Genomic DNA, 14019 nt, shown 5'->3' on the forward strand with positions numbered 1-14019 from the left:
TCCCTTTTGTAACCAATGTTTCAGTAAATCAGCGGAACATACCATGCACTATGCTTGCCAATGCAAGCTAAATTATGAGTGAAAGTCCGAAGGTTTTGCCGATGTGGAACACCTCTTGCTTAACTTAATCCCTGCACGCCCTCATCCCTGCATGCGCGGGCAACATAAAAAAAGCGTTTTAAAAAGGACATCGCATGATTAACAGTAACAGCGCACCGCTGGGCATGGCGGTTACACCTCATCATCTGGCGAGCCAGAGTGCGCTTGCGGTATTGCGTGAAGGCGGCAATGCCATCGAGGCAATGGTGGCAGCGGCCGCCACCATTGCCGTGGTCTATCCGCACATGAACGGACTGGGCGGCGACGGCTTCTGGCTGATTGTGCCCCCGCAGGGCAATCCGGTGGCGATCGACGCCAGCGGTGCCGCCGGTTCGCTGGCCTCTCTCGATTTTTACGCCGGTGAAACGCACATTCCGCATCGCGGCCCGAAAGCGGCGCTGACGGTCGCAGGCACCGTCGGCGGCTGGCAGGAAGCGTTGAATGTATCGGCTGAATTCGGCGGTGAGCAAAAACCGCTTTCGCGCCTGCTGCGTGACGCCATCCGTTACGCTGCGGACGGCATTCCGGTGACCGCATCGCAGGAAGCCGCCACCCGCGCCAAGCAACATGAACTGAAAGATTTCCGCACCTTCGCCGATGTTTTTCTGCCTAACGGCGACGTGCCGCGCGCCGGGAACCGTTTCACCCAGCCGCAGCTGGCGCAGACGTTATCGATGTTGTGCGAAGACGGGCTGAACAGTTTCTACCGCGGGGAGCTGGCCGACAATATGGCCGCCGACATGGAAAAGCTCGGTATGCCGGTCACCCGCGCCGATCTTGCTGCTTACAAGCCGCAGCGCCGTGTGCCGCTGCGCCTCAAACACAGCAAAGGCGAAATCTACAACCTGACGCCACCGACGCAGGGGCTGGTGTCGCTGGCGATCCTCGGCCTGACTGACCGCCTGCCGCTGGAAACCATGGATGAAAGCGCGACGATCCACAGCATTGTCGAAGCCACCAAACTGGCGTTCGGCCTGCGCGACCGCTTTATCACTGATCCGCGCATGATGACGCAGGACGCGCAGAGCCTGCTGGATCCGCAGTATCTCGATGCCCTCGCCACCCGCATTAAAGCGCACAGCGCCGCCGACTGGGGCAAAGGTAAAGGTCCGGGCGATACCGTCTGGATGGGCGTGATGGACAGCAGCGGGCTGGCGGTGTCATTTATCCAGAGTATTTATCACGAGTTCGGCAGTGGTGTAGTGCTGCCGGGCAGCGGCGTGTTGTGGCAAAACCGCGGCGCATCTTTCAGCCTCGACGCCAGCCATTTACTGGCGCTGGCACCGGGCAAGCAACCGTTTCATACCCTCAACCCCGCCGCCGCACGTTTATACGACGGGCGCACCATGGTTTACGGTTCGATGGGCGGCGACGGTCAGCCGCAAACCCAGGCCGCGGTGTTTATCCGCCATGTGGTGCAGGGGCAATCGTTGCAGCAGGCGATCAGCGGTCCGCGCTGGCTGCTGGGGCGGACGTGGGGAGAAAGTTCGGATTCACTGAAACTGGAAGGCCGTTTCGCCTATCCGACGCAGGCCGGACTGAGACAGCGCGGTCACGACGTCGAACTGTTACCGGATTTCAGCGAAGCCGTCGGCCATGCCGGTGCCATTGTCCGCCATACCAACGGCATGTTTGAAGGTGCCTCCGACCCGCGCAGCAACGGCAGCGCCGCCGGATTTTGATCAGAGTTCGCTCATGAAAATTGATAAGGAAGCAGCATGAAAAATACCCCCGCAGCGACCGGCTGGGCCGCTTATATCCGCCAGATGGAAAGCGTGCTGGCACTGGAACTCGACGACACCCGTCGTCAGGAATTGCTGGTGCAGTTCAGCCGTATCGCGCAAATGGCACAACCGCTGATGGATTTACCACTCGATTCGCGACTGGAAATTGCCGGGGTGTACAGAGCATGAAGAGTGTATCGCGCATGAAATCGTTTGATAGCTTTACCATCAGTCAGTTACATCAGGCGATGGCGCAGGGCGAAATCTCAGCGACAGAAATTGCGACGTCCACGCTGGACGCCATTGAACAGGCTAATCCGGTCATCAACGCGTATACGCATATCACCCGCGAACGTATGTTACGTGAAGCAGCAAAAGTGGATAAAACCCGCGCAAGCGGTGCCGCACTTCCGCCTCTGGCAGGCATCCCTTATGCGGTGAAAAACCTTCTGGACGTGGCCGGTGAAGTAACGCTGGCAGGCGCAAGCCTCAACAGCAGCAACGCTGCCGCACGCCACGATGCGTGGACAGTTTCACGCCTCGCAGCACAAGGCGCGATGCTTTCCGGCATGCTGAATATGGATGCTTACGCGTACGGTTTCACCACCGAAAACAGCCATTACGGTGCCACCCGTAATCCGCGGGATCTGGCGCGTGTCGCCGGAGGATCTTCCGGCGGTTCCGCCGCCGCCGTGGCTGCTGGTCTGGTGCATTTCACACTCGGGAGCGACACCAACGGCTCGATCCGCGTGCCGGCCTCATTGAGCGGTATTCTCGGCCTGAAGCCGACCTTCGGGCGTATTTCACGTCGCGGCAGCCAGCCGTTTGTCGCCAGCCTGGATCATATCGGCCCGATGGCGCGGTGCAGCGAGGATCTGTCGCAGGTCTATGACGCGATTCAGGGCACGGATCCGCAGGATCACTTCCAGGCAGATAAGCCCGTTACCGCGACGTTTTCTCAGCTCGGACGCGGCCAGCAGGGTTTGCGCACTGCGGTGCTGGGCGGATATTTTTCTACCTGGTGCGACGATCACGCTAAAGTGGCGGTGCTTCAGGTTGCGCAGGCTCTGGAAGCACAGGAAGAAGTCGTGATGCCGCAGGCCGAACTGGCGCGTTCAGCGGCGTTTATCATCAGTGCTTCTGAAGGTGGTAATCAGTATTTGCCAAAACTGCGCAGCATTCCGGAGCAGTTTGAGCCATTATCCCGCGAGCGTTTACTGGCAGGCGCGATGATCCCGGCGGCGTGGTACGTCCAGGCACAGCGTTTTCGTCAGCATTTTCAGGAACAAATCTTGCCCCTGTTCGATCACTGGGACATTCTTATCGCCCCTGCCACGCCATGCCCGGCAACACTTATTGGTCAGGACACAATCAGAATTAACGGTCAGGATCTGCCAACCCGTGCCAATATGGGCATGCTGACGCAGCCGATTTCGTTCCTCGGTTTACCGGTGGTCACGGTGCCGGTCACGACATCAACCGGTCTGCCGATTGGATTACAACTGATTGCGCCGCCGTGGCGCGAAGACCTGTGCCTGCGCGCTGCACGGGCGCTGGAATTACAGGGAATAGTGAACGTCAGCAGTTCTCCGGTGATGCCCGCGTAAAAACCTGCATCTCCGTTTTCCAGGGTGAAGTAAAAGAGTAAAGAGACGAATCATGAAAACTGAACATATCGACCGCCCGGCGATCCTTGCCGAAATGAATGCGGCATTTTATCGCTATGAACAGGCGCTGATCACCAACGATACCGCCGTCCTCGACGAACTGTTCTGGCACGATCCGCGTACCGTGCGCTACGGTGCGGGCGAAAATCTTTACGGCATCGAAGCCATCCGCGCGTTCCGCTCAGCGCGTTCCTCACAAGGTTTAAACCGGGATCTGGTCAACACCACCATCACCACATTTGGCGATGACATGGCAGTGGCCAGCACGGAGTTTCGCCGTGAAGGGACCGACAAAATCGGACGTCAGCAGCAGACGTGGGTGAAGATGGCGAGTGGATGGAAGATTGTGGCAGCCCATGTGAGTCTGATGGTTTGACCGAACCAATGGGCGGTTCAGCTTTGGAAAGCTGAGGAAACTGTTCTTTTCCAGAAATGGACGGTGACAATTTCGGTTTCCACCGAGGGGCAATCTGAACGGTGACATTTTCGGTTTCTCAATAACAGCGATCACTTGTCGCGCTGCGCCGAAACCGCCCAAAAGGGGCCAGGACGGGCCCCTCTTGGATCTCCCACGTCTTTTAACTGCGCGCTATCGCTCGCTGGCTATGTTTCAGGTATCACAGAGACAGGCTGGAAATCTTGCCGCTCTGCGGTTCCTTCTCTCGGTCTTCGAGCCATAGGTCTCGAAGCCGCTCCGTTCAGCAAGATTTCTGAATCGCCCGTGGGCTTTTTAAAAAAATATAGTGAGGTTGTGAAGTTGAAGCCTGAGGCCGGTTCCAAAATCGCGCCGGAGGAGAGGTGGAAAACCGCGCGTCTTTTTGCGCGGGTTGTAACCCGAACGGAGGGCACCGCGGAGCGGCGAGATTTTGCGGCTATCGCTATGGCTTATGAAACATAGCCAACGAGCAGAGCGCGCAGTGAAAGAGCCGGGGATTCTTAAGGGGTGCGGCGATAGGCGCCCCTTAAGGCCAGTTTGGGCGGCGAGCCCAAGGTGTTGAATTTGAATTTCGCGATTAAACACCGAAATGTTTAACCCAATGATCCGCAATGTCCTGCCGCTTACACACCCACACCTTCTCATGTGACCCGATGTAATCGAGAAACCGCTGTAAAGCGCGAAATCTCCCGGGACGTCCCAGGATCCGACAATGCATCCCGATCGACATCATTTTCGGCGAGGTTTCGCCCTCTTCATACAACACGTCAAAGGTGTCTTTGAGGTAAGTGTAAAACTGCTCGCCGGTATTGAACCCCTGCGGGGAGGCAAACCGCATGTCGTTGGTTTCCAGCGTGTATGGGATCACCAGATGCTGTTTCGTTTCGCCGTTTTCCAGTTTCACCGGCGTCCAGAAAGGCAGGTCATCACCGTAATAATCGCTGTCATACAGGAATCCGCCAGACTCCGCGACCAGCTGGCGGGTGTTCGGGCTGTCGCGGCCGGTGTACCAGCCGGACGGCGCTTTGCCGAACAGGTCGCGCAGCACGGTGATGGCTTTTTGCATGTGCTCCGCCTCTTCGGCTTTGCTCATGTTCTGATAGTGGATCCAGCGCCAGCCGTGGCTGACGACGTCGTAATCCGCCGCTTTGATCGCGCTGACGATTTCCGGATTGCGTGCCAGCGCCATCGCTACACCGAAAACGGTCAGCGGTAAGCCACGTTTCTGAAACTCATTGTGGATGCGCCAGAAACCCGCACGAGATCCGTATTCGTACAGCGAATCCATCGACATATGGCGGTCGGGGAAACTGGCTGCACCGATGATGTCAGATAAAAATTGCTCGGAACCGGCATCGCCATGCAGAACGTTATTTTCAGCGCCCTCTTCGTAATTGAGAACAAACTGCACCGCAATGCGGGCGTTGCCCGGCCAGTTAGCGTGTGGCGGACGTCCGGCGTAACCGATCAGGTCACGCGGATATGCATCAGTCAAACCGTACTCAAAATCAGACATAGTGTTCTCTCAGATTCAGTCCGGCAAAACGACCAGACAAAGGTTTTTCCAGCGGATAATCCAGATCGCCGTGTTTACTGGTCGTCAGGCGTAAAGACGCCAGTGACTCGACCATTTTGACCGCCGCGCTGACGCCGTCGATCACCGGTATATTCAGCTCGAGCGTCAGTTCCTGCGCCAGATCGGCCATTCCGCCACAACCGAGCACAATCGCCCCGCTGCCGTCGAATTTTTTCGCCGCGATACACTGCTCGCGCACCTTCTGCTGTGCCAGCCCGCTGCCGTCTTCCAGCGACAGCACCGGTAAATCGATGGCATGTAAGGCAGCACAATGGCGTTCGAAGCCATACTGATGCAGCAAATGGCGGGCGATGGTCAGCGTGCGCGGTAAGGTGGTGACAATCGAGAAACGCGTCGCCACCATTGTCGCCAGATGCATCGCCGCTTCGGCAATGCCGACAACCGGCGCACGCGCCAGTTCACGGGCGGCCAGTAATCCGGGATCACCGAAACAGGCAATAATGTGCCCGCCGACACCCGCATCCCGTCCGGCTTTTATCTGCTGTAACACGCCCAGTGTGGCAATCGCTTCATCGAAATGCCCTTCAATGGACGGCGCGCCCTCTTCCGGACAAACGGCCAGAATTTGTGTCTCCGGCGCCGCCACCGAGCGGGCGGTTTGCGCCATCACGTCGGTCATCGCCAGACTGGTATTGGGATTGATCAGTTGTATACAAAGTGGATTCGCCATCAGTCTGAGTCCTTTTCTGTGACCTGCATCCGGGCTGCAAAAATCTGCGCGAAATCAGGCGTCGGCCCTTTATTTTGCTCAAAGCGCAGGCTGGCGACGATGCTGTCAAAATGCTGCGCCATGCTGGCGGACAGCGCCACGGCGTCCCGTTTTTTCAGCAGTTCCAGCAGATCGTCATGATCATGACAACGACATCCTTGCTGCCACGGCGCGCCCCAGGCGGCGATCGCCAGTGAAGATCGTAATGTGAGCTGAGAGACGGATTCGGTCAGGACTTTGTTGCCAGAAATGGCCTGAAGCTGGACGTGAAAAGCGGCGGACAGACGGATTGCCGCAGAGCCGTCGCGCTCGTCATGGGCACGCTTTTCTTCCTGCACCAGCTTCTTCAGTGCGACCAGATGGGGCGACTGACAACGGGCAATCACCTGCGGCAGGTTGGCGCACTCGAGAATTTTACGGGTCGAGAAAACATCGCGAGCCTCTGCGGCATCCGGCGCGGTCACATGCGCACCACGTTTGGGCAATATCGTCACCAGTTGCACTGCGGCAAGGCGCTGTAACACGCGGCGAATACCCGTGCGGCTGACCGAGAACACTTCCGCCAGTGCTTCTTCGGGTAATTTACTGCCGGGTAAAAGCTGGTGCTCAACAATAGATCTCACCAGCGCGTTGTAAATGTGGTCGTCCTTATCCTCGGTAAAATAGGCCGTATTCAGCCCGCTCCAACTGGTCATTGCTGTTACTCCGTATACCGTTTTGTGTATTTATCGTATACCTGAAATGGATTTTTTGTATACAAGAAGTGAAGTTTGGCCTGATTCATGCAGTGTTCCCGTGACTGCTTTTTAACTTTGGGCAGCCGGTCACCGGCTTCCGACTTTCACATGTTGTTTATGACAGGAGCACGATTTATGCCAAATCAGGAAATCACCTCCGCAACGGCGTCTTCCGAACAGGGTGCCGGGATCATCAAGCCTTATTACAGCCCGCGGCTGTGCAATGATGATTTAGCGCCGACCCGTGACCAGAACTGGAGCTGGTACAATATATTTTCCTTCTGGATGTCCGACGTACACAGCATGGGCGGTTATGTGGTCGCCGCGAGTTTCTTCACCCTCGGCCTGACCAGCTGGCAGGTGCTGCTGTGTTTGTTGTGCGGGATTTGTATCGTGCAGATTTGTGCCAATCTGGTGGCAAAGCCAAGCCAGCAAGCCGGTGTGCCCTACGCGGTGATTTGCCGTCAGGCATTTGGTGTATTCGGCGCGAATATTCCGGCGGTGATCCGCGGGCTGATCGCCTTCGCGTGGTACGGTATTCAGACCTATCTGGCGGCCAGCGCGTTAATGCTGGTGCTGCTAAAATTCTTCCCTTCCCTGACGCCGCTGACCGTGCCGCACTGGCTGGGCCTTTCTGCCCTCGGCTGGATTTGTTTCGGCATTATGTGGGTATTGCAGGCGATGGTGTTCTGGCACGGAATGAGCGCGATTAAGCGCTTTATCGATGTGGCGGGTCCGGCAGTGTATGTTGTTATGCTGATGCTGGCGGGCTGGATTTTGTATAAAACCGGGCTGAGTAATATCTCCTTTACGTTATCCACCAAAACCCTGACAGTCGGTCAGCAAGGCTGGGAAATGCTGACCGCCACGGCGCTGGTGGTGTCTTATTTCTCCGGTCCGCTGCTGAACTTTGGTGACTTCTCCCGCTACGGTAAAAGCATGAGCGAAATCCGTCGCGGTAACCGCTGGGGTCTGCCGTTTAACTTCCTGCTGTTCTCGATTGTGACCGTAGTTATCGTCTCAGGGACACAATCGCTGTTCGGGCAGATGATCACCGATCCTATCGAGACCGTCAGCCGTGTGGGTAACAGCGTTGCCGTGGCGCTTGGTCTGCTGACCATGATCATCGCCACCATCGGTATCAATATCGTGGCGAACTTCGTGTCGCCGGCGTTCGACTTCTCTAACTGTTCACCGCAGAAAATCAGTTTCCGTACCGGCGGGATGATCGCTGCTGTGGGTTCTGTGCTGCTGACGCCGTGGAACCTGTTCCAGTCACCGGAAATTATCCACTACACGCTGGATGTGCTGGGGGCATTTATCGGGCCATTGTTCGGGATTTTGCTGGCGGATTATTATCTGATCAAACGCGGTCATATGGACGTCGATGCACTGTTTAACGCCACGCCTTCCGGCCGTTACTGGTATCGCAACGGGTTTAACCCGAAAGCGATTGCAGCCCTGGTACCCGCAGTGGTGATTGGTCTGGTGATAAGCTTTACGCCAGGCCTGCATCAGGTGGCGAACTTCAGCTGGTTTATTGGCGCATTCCTGGCAGGCGGTTTCTATCGTTACATCGCCCGCCATGATCGTGCGGCCAGCGGCGCAATGGGCTATATGAAAATCGAAGCGGAATAACAGACTGATACAAGGAAGGAAACAGCCAGGATGGCTGAAACGACGAAGCCCTGAGTGATTTCTCACTCAGGGCTTCTGAATAGTGGCGGAACGGACGGGGCTCGAACCCGCGACCCCCTGCGTGACAGGCAGGTATTCTAACCAACTGAACTACCGCTCCGCGTTTTGTTCTGGTTAAGAACGGAGCGGATATTAAGGAATGCCCGCCCTTACGTCAATGCTTTTCCTGATATTTTCAATCAACCGCACAGTTTTTCTGCAGGCTGGATATTTTCAATCCAAAAGTCAGGAAAAGCGGCTTAAGAACGCCACAAACAACTGCCGCCCTTTTTCACCACCAGATCCAGTCTTTCTTCGTGCCACGCCAGTTCCTGCTCATTCGCCGCGATCACTTTTAACCCGGACGCCGGACGCGCCACGCGCTGGATCCCGAGCCCGTCAGCGCCGGTATTTTGTTCGCCTTCGTGCGTGAATTTAATGCTGGTCTGGCCGCCGGTCATCATCAGATAAACTTCGGCAAGAATTTCGGAGTCAAGCAATGCGCCGTGCAGCGTACGTTTGCTGTTGTCGATCAGGTAACGATCGCTGAGAGCATCGAGGTTGTTACGCTTGCCGGGAAACAGCTTACGCGCCATCGCCAGGCTGTCGGTGATTTTACAGAACGTCTCGGTTTTCGGCAGATTACGGCCAAGCATGTCGAACTCGTAATCCATAAAGCCGATGTCGAACGTTGCGTTATGAATGACTAATTCGCTGCCGCGAATGTACTCGACAAAGTCGTCAGCAACGTCGGCGAAGGTCGGTTTATCCGCGAGGAATTCGTCACTAATGCCGTGAACGCCGAAGGCTTCCGGATCCACCAGACGATCGGGTTTGAGATAAACATGGAAATTGCGCCCCGTCAGACGACGGTTAACCACTTCAACAGCACCGATTTCGATAATCCGGTGCCCTTCGTAATGGACGCCGAGTTTATTCATACCGGTGGTTTCGGTATCGAGAACGACGATCCTGTTAGATGTGTTTTGTAAATCCATGGGTCATTTTCCAACGCTGACAGTCAATGGCAGAAACAGTCTGCCCGGCACGCAAAGAGACACGGCCGGGCACTTTATCTTACGCGGGGATTTGCTGCGTAATGCAGTGGATGTTACCACCACCCAGAAGAATTTCACGGGCCGGAATACCGGTGATTTTATAATCCGGATACATTTGCGCAAACATTGCTTCAGCCAGCTTATCGGTTCTCGTATCGAGCAGCGGGAAAATGATGTGGTTATTGCTGATCAGGTAATTGACGTAAGACGCTGCCAGACGGTTGCCTTCCACACGTTCAATCGCCGTACCCGGCAATACCCCAATCGTCTCTTCTGCGGTGGCGTGCATCATAGGAGGCGAAGGCATTTTCCAGATTTTCAGGCTGCGCCCTTTGGCATCTTTCGTTGCTTCCAGCACTTTTAACGCTGCGGCAGAACGCGCGTACTGCGGGTCCTGCTCGTCGTCAGTCCAGTGCAAAGCGACTTCACCCGGTCGCACGAAGCAGCACATATTGTCGATGTGTCCGTCGGTTTCGTCGTTAAATACGCCCTCTTCCAGCCAGATGAATTGCTTCACGCCGAGGTATTTCTGCAACTGCGCTTCAATGTCAGCTTTAGAAAGATCAGGGTTGCGGTTCGGATTGAGCAGGCATTCTGCGGTGGTCAGCAAGGTGCCTTCGCCGTCCACATGAATGGATCCCCCTTCCAGCACCAGATCCGTCGACACATAAGGAATGTGCTGATAGTTCGCCACCTGACGGGCAACCAGCTGGTCGCGCTCCCAGCTCGAATACAGACCGCCGTTGAAGCCGCCCCAGGCGTTGAATGTCCAGTCGATAGCCACACGCTCGCCTTGCGGATTGACCACAATGGTCGGGCCGGTATCACGCATCCAGGCGTCGTCGCTTTCCATTTCCACCAGCGTAATCTGCGCTGGCATCACTTCGCGTGCGTTGGCCATTTCCGCTGCCGGAACCGCCATAAATACCGGCGTTTTTGTCGCAATCGCTGCCGCCACATTGGCGAAAGCCAGCTGTGCCGGACGCCCGTTCGAGCGCCAGTTATCGGTGCGGTAAGGCCAGATCATCCAGACAGCCTGCTGCGATGCCCATTCAGCGGGCATCGCAAAACCTTCAGCCTGAGGATTGATATCAATAGAAGACATCAGTTATTTCCTTGTTGAACCGTCGGATGTCGCGATTGCGCCATACATTTCAGGACGGCGGTCGCGGAACAGACCCCACGATGCGCGCTGTGCAGCAATAGCATCCAGATCAAAGGTATGAACCAGCACGGCTTCTTCCGTTTTGTTGGCTTGTTCAACCAGCGCACCGGTCTGATCAGCAATGAAGGAAGAACCGTAGAAGGTCATTTCATAATCAGGAATGAATTTGCTTTTTTCCGTGCCGATACGGTTAGAGGCGATCACCGGCACCAGGTTAGCCGCAGCGTGGCCCTGCTGAACGCGGGTCCAGTGTGGCTGGCTGTCGATTTCCGGATACGCTGGTTCTGAACCGATCGCCGTCGGATAGAAGATGATTTCTGCGCCCTGCAATGCCAGGCAACGTGCGGTTTCCGGGAACCATTGATCCCAGCAAATGCCCACGCCGATTTTCGCATAACGGGTATTCCACACTTTGAAGCCAGTGTCGCCCGGAATGAAGAATTGTTTTTCCTGATAGGCCGGGCCGTTCGGAATGTGAGTTTTGCGATAAACGTCCAGCACACTGCCGTCAGCATCAATCATGACCAGCGAGTTGTAATAGGCGTTATTGCACTTTTCAAAGAAGCTCAGAGGCAGTACCACTTCCAGTTCTTTCGCCAGCGCAGAGAAATGGCGGATCAGCGGGCTGTTATCCAGCTCCTGTGCCAGGCTGTAATGCTCAGGGCTCTGATCAATACAGAAGTAAGGCGCAGCAAAAAGTTCCTGAATAAGAATAACTTGTGCGCCTTTAGAATGAGCCTGGCGAACCAGTTTCTCAGCGTTAACAATATTCTTTTCCAGATCCCAGCTGCAGCTCATTTGTGTTGCAGAAACCGTAACATTTCTCATTAGACATCCTTAAAGCATTGGAAAATTGGCAGTGAAAAAACCATGAAAGTCGGAACTCACTCAGAGTTTTGAACTGGCACTCTGCAGTTTCCTATTATATTGCAAAAGACAGCGCTCTCCAGCCAAAAGAGTCATTACTGATGCCCAAACCTGTTACAAAGCCTCCTCAGCGCCCGCTTTCAGACAGTTACACCCCAAGATATTGCTGTGCCCGGCACGGCGGTTTATGTCAGACTTGGTTTTTACTTTTGATGACAGAGCCTGCCAGATATGACCAAACAGGTAGAAATTTTCACCGACGGCTCCTGCCTGGGTAATCCCGGCCCCGGCGGTTTCGGCGCGATATTACGCTATAAGCAACACGAAAAAGAGTTCAGCGCGGGTTTTCGTCTGACCACCAATAACCGCATGGAAATGATGGCGGCGATTGTGGCGCTTGAAGCATTGAGCACGCCGTGCGAAGTGACGCTGAGCACCGACAGCCAGTATGTGCGCCAGGGCATTACCACCTGGATCCACAACTGGAAGAAACGTGGCTGGAAAACAGCAGACAAAAAACCGGTGAAAAACGTCGATTTATGGAAACGCCTCGACGCCGCGATCCAGACGCATCAGCTGAACTGGATGTGGGTCAAAGGCCACGCCGGACACCCTGAGAATGAGCGGTGCGACGTGCTTGCGAAAGAAGCAGCGGGGAATCCGACGCTGGATGATGTGGGTTATCAGGCTGAGAATTAAACGGCTGGCGTCGGTCATTTTTTTCTCAACTCAATCCCGATGTTCTTCCCGGTAACTCTTCGTCGCCCCCACCGCCTGCGGTATTTTTTGTTTCTGTGCGAGGACTTTTTTCGCGGTCGGTGTCAGCGGGAAAGTCCTTTTGCGGGCAATGATCAGCGTCATACATCCCAGCGCAGGAAGATGCGTACTCAGCAATTTTCCGCCATTCTTTTTCCACGGCAGCACGTGAAAACGCCGGTGAACCATCACTTCATAATTGAGCAAAGACAGCCAGTCGAGCAGACGCATCTGGGTAAATAAACGGCTGCTGTAAGGCTGGCGTTTACGAAACACCGGCATCAGTTTGCCAATACCTAAAAGACTAAGCGGATTAAAGCTGCTGAGCACCATCCAGCCGTCATCAATCAGCACGCGATCCACTTCACGCAGTATGCGGTGCGGGTCATCCGCGTAAGCGAGCGTATGGCTGAGCAGGCAGGCATCCACCGATTTTGCCGCAAACGGTAAATAGTAAGGATCGCCCTGAACATGCAGCCCCTCGCCTTCCGGTGCGAAGTTCACCTGATGCGAGATCGGACAGGCCTGAGCATCGATTTCGGCACTTAATGCGCCGATTTTCAGCAGGTGGAACCCGTAAAGTTTGCCCCACCAGGGTTGCAGTTGTTGCTCAAGCGCGGCACGGTAGTAGTCGCCGCATGGGATATCTTCCCATGAAGCCGGTGCAACTATTTTCTTACGGGCGCGGGCTGGTCGCATAGTTTGTTATCTTCTTTCAAGCAGTTGCCAAAGAGAGGTTGCCATGAATCTTATCAGTATTCCTGCCTTGCAGGACAATTACATTTGGATGCTCGATGACCAGCAAGGGCATTGCCTGATTGTCGATCCCGGTGAAGCAGCGCCGGTTTTAGCCGCGCTGAAAAAGGATAATTTAACCCCGACGGCTATCCTCCTGACGCATCATCATCACGACCATGTAGGGGGTGTTGATGAGATTTGCAGCCATTTTCCGGGTCTGAAAGTGTACGGACCTCACGAAACTGAGAACAAATTTAGTCAGATTAGTCTTAAAAACGGCGATAAATTGGTAATTGGCGGTCTGGAATGGCAGATCTTTGCTACGCCCGGGCACACTCTTGGTCACATTTCATACTATAGCGCACCTTATCTTTTCTGCGGAGACACGATGTTTTCCGCCGGATGTGGCCGTTTGTTCGAAGGGACGCCGGAGCAAATGTACCAGTCGTTTCAACGCTTAGCAGCCCTGCCTGATGAAACATTAGTCTGCGCCGCACATGAGTACACTCTCTCAAATCTTAAGTTTGCGCGCTCCATTTTACCGCAGGATCATGATATTCATTCTCATGAGCACAAAGTGCAACAAATGCGTGAAAAGGGACAATCTTCCCTGCCTTCTACCCTCGGTCTTGAGCGTAAAATTAACCTCTTTTTACGTTGCGATGATGTTGATTTACAAAACAAATTAAACCTTAACGGTTCCTTAAAGCCTGACTGGCAGGTTTTCGCACAATTAAGGGCACTGAAAGACACCTTTTAGCCCCAAAGGTTGTGTTTTTTTTCGAAGCA

At 54.9% G+C, this 14019-nt stretch carries 14 protein-coding genes and 1 tRNA gene; 7 read left to right on the forward strand and 8 right to left on the reverse strand.

The features are described 5' to 3' along the window. Window positions 1-194: 194 nt before the first annotated feature. From EC840_RS20750 to hpxZ, 4 genes are read left to right on the forward strand one after another with little or no spacing between them, the layout of a single operon-like run. The gene (locus tag EC840_RS20750; protein ID WP_112290585.1) at window positions 195-1781 is read left to right on the forward strand and encodes a gamma-glutamyltransferase; all 1587 of its coding nucleotides are present in this window, start codon (window positions 195-197) and stop codon (window positions 1779-1781) included. Between the two features lie 36 nt (window positions 1782-1817). Continuing rightward, window positions 1818-2012: an oxalurate catabolism protein HpxX gene (gene hpxX / locus EC840_RS20755; protein ID WP_132966867.1), complete on the forward strand. Its 195-nt coding sequence runs from the start codon at window positions 1818-1820 to the stop codon at window positions 2010-2012. A 14-nt stretch (window positions 2013-2026) separates the two neighbouring features. Beyond that, entirely contained in the window at window positions 2027-3430 is a 1404-nt protein-coding gene (locus EC840_RS20760) for an AtzE family amidohydrolase (RefSeq protein ID WP_132966869.1), read from the forward strand. Window positions 3431-3482: 52 nt separating this feature from the next. After that, window positions 3483-3866: an oxalurate catabolism protein HpxZ gene (hpxZ, locus tag EC840_RS20765; RefSeq protein WP_112290588.1), complete on the forward strand. Its 384-nt coding sequence runs from the start codon at window positions 3483-3485 to the stop codon at window positions 3864-3866. Window positions 3867-4503: 637 nt separating this feature from the next. Here hpxZ and puuE read toward each other — a convergent pair. The 3 genes from puuE to EC840_RS20780 are packed head-to-tail and all read right to left on the reverse strand — an operon-like array spanning window position 4504 to window position 6927. Further along, the gene (gene puuE, locus EC840_RS20770) at window positions 4504-5442 is read right to left on the reverse strand and encodes an allantoinase PuuE (RefSeq protein WP_132966871.1); all 939 of its coding nucleotides are present in this window, start codon (window positions 5440-5442) and stop codon (window positions 4504-4506) included. Further along, window positions 5435-6193 carry an aspartate/glutamate racemase family protein gene (locus EC840_RS20775; protein WP_129639183.1) on the reverse strand — a complete coding sequence of 253 codons (759 nt, stop codon included), beginning with the start codon at window positions 6191-6193 and terminating at the stop codon, window positions 5435-5437. The genes puuE and EC840_RS20775 overlap by 8 nt, the downstream gene beginning before the upstream one ends. Continuing rightward, window positions 6193-6927, reverse strand: coding sequence for a GntR family transcriptional regulator (locus tag EC840_RS20780; protein ID WP_132966873.1), 735 nt, complete (start codon window positions 6925-6927; stop codon window positions 6193-6195). Before EC840_RS20780 ends, EC840_RS20775 begins: the two co-directional genes overlap by 1 nt. Before the next feature lie 177 nt (window positions 6928-7104). Here EC840_RS20780 and EC840_RS20785 point away from each other — a divergent pair, with 177 nt between their 5' ends. Continuing rightward, complete coding sequence (locus EC840_RS20785) at window positions 7105-8607, forward strand: NCS1 family nucleobase:cation symporter-1 (protein ID WP_112290791.1); 1503 nt, start codon at window positions 7105-7107, stop codon at window positions 8605-8607. Between the two features lie 83 nt (window positions 8608-8690). Here the strand turns inward: EC840_RS20785 and EC840_RS20790 are convergent. From EC840_RS20790 to aguB, 4 genes are all read right to left on the reverse strand, one after another. Then, window positions 8691-8767: transfer RNA gene (locus EC840_RS20790), tRNA-Asp, on the reverse strand. Window positions 8768-8906: 139 nt separating this feature from the next. Then, the gene (dnaQ, locus tag EC840_RS20795) at window positions 8907-9644 is read right to left on the reverse strand and encodes a DNA polymerase III subunit epsilon (protein WP_112290792.1); all 738 of its coding nucleotides are present in this window, start codon (window positions 9642-9644) and stop codon (window positions 8907-8909) included. Window positions 9645-9723: 79 nt separating this feature from the next. After that, window positions 9724-10809, reverse strand: coding sequence for an agmatine deiminase (gene aguA, locus EC840_RS20800; protein ID WP_132966875.1), 1086 nt, complete (start codon window positions 10807-10809; stop codon window positions 9724-9726). 3 nt (window positions 10810-10812) lie between these two features. Beyond that, entirely contained in the window at window positions 10813-11697 is an 885-nt protein-coding gene (gene aguB, locus EC840_RS20805) for an N-carbamoylputrescine amidase (protein ID WP_112290795.1), read from the reverse strand. A gap of 270 nt (window positions 11698-11967) precedes the next feature. Between aguB and rnhA the strand changes: the two genes are divergently transcribed. Next, complete coding sequence (gene rnhA / locus EC840_RS20810) at window positions 11968-12435, forward strand: ribonuclease HI (RefSeq protein ID WP_132966877.1); 468 nt, start codon at window positions 11968-11970, stop codon at window positions 12433-12435. Window positions 12436-12465: 30 nt separating this feature from the next. Here rnhA and EC840_RS20815 read toward each other — a convergent pair whose 3' ends face one another. After that, a complete protein-coding gene (locus tag EC840_RS20815; RefSeq protein WP_112290797.1) occupies window positions 12466-13191 on the reverse strand; it encodes a class I SAM-dependent methyltransferase in 726 nt (241 codons plus the stop codon). Between the two features lie 43 nt (window positions 13192-13234). On the opposite strand from EC840_RS20815, the gene gloB reads away from it, so the two are divergent. Then, window positions 13235-13990 carry a hydroxyacylglutathione hydrolase gene (gene gloB, locus EC840_RS20820; protein WP_120163219.1) on the forward strand — a complete coding sequence of 252 codons (756 nt, stop codon included), beginning with the start codon at window positions 13235-13237 and terminating at the stop codon, window positions 13988-13990. Window positions 13991-14019 lie beyond the last annotated feature (29 nt).

Origin of the sequence: Rahnella sp. JUb53 (assembly GCF_004346065.1) — a bacterium.
Lineage (GTDB): Bacteria > Pseudomonadota > Gammaproteobacteria > Enterobacterales > Enterobacteriaceae > Rahnella > Rahnella variigena.

Excerpts from the sequence above, each read along its gene's own strand:
- rnhA (WP_132966877.1), top strand. The coding sequence starts at position 11,968 with ATGACCAAACAGGTAGAAATTTTCACCGACGGCTCCTGCCTGGGTAAT.
- EC840_RS20785 (WP_112290791.1), top strand. The coding sequence starts at position 7,105 with ATGCCAAATCAGGAAATCACCTCCGCAACGGCGTCTTCCGAACAGGGT.
- puuE (WP_132966871.1), bottom strand. The coding sequence starts at position 5,442 with ATGTCTGATTTTGAGTACGGTTTGACTGATGCATATCCGCGTGACCTG.
- EC840_RS20815 (WP_112290797.1), bottom strand. The coding sequence starts at position 13,191 with ATGCGACCAGCCCGCGCCCGTAAGAAAATAGTTGCACCGGCTTCATGG.
- hpxZ (WP_112290588.1), top strand. The coding sequence starts at position 3,483 with ATGAAAACTGAACATATCGACCGCCCGGCGATCCTTGCCGAAATGAAT.
- EC840_RS20780 (WP_132966873.1), bottom strand. The coding sequence starts at position 6,927 with ATGACCAGTTGGAGCGGGCTGAATACGGCCTATTTTACCGAGGATAAG.
- aguA (WP_132966875.1), bottom strand. The coding sequence starts at position 10,809 with ATGTCTTCTATTGATATCAATCCTCAGGCTGAAGGTTTTGCGATGCCC.
- EC840_RS20775 (WP_129639183.1), bottom strand. The coding sequence starts at position 6,193 with ATGGCGAATCCACTTTGTATACAACTGATCAATCCCAATACCAGTCTG.
- EC840_RS20760 (WP_132966869.1), top strand. The coding sequence starts at position 2,027 with ATGAAATCGTTTGATAGCTTTACCATCAGTCAGTTACATCAGGCGATG.
- EC840_RS20750 (WP_112290585.1), top strand. The coding sequence starts at position 195 with ATGATTAACAGTAACAGCGCACCGCTGGGCATGGCGGTTACACCTCAT.
- dnaQ (WP_112290792.1), bottom strand. The coding sequence starts at position 9,644 with ATGGATTTACAAAACACATCTAACAGGATCGTCGTTCTCGATACCGAA.
- hpxX (WP_132966867.1), top strand. The coding sequence starts at position 1,818 with ATGAAAAATACCCCCGCAGCGACCGGCTGGGCCGCTTATATCCGCCAG.
- aguB (WP_112290795.1), bottom strand. The coding sequence starts at position 11,697 with ATGAGAAATGTTACGGTTTCTGCAACACAAATGAGCTGCAGCTGGGAT.
- gloB (WP_120163219.1), top strand. The coding sequence starts at position 13,235 with ATGAATCTTATCAGTATTCCTGCCTTGCAGGACAATTACATTTGGATG.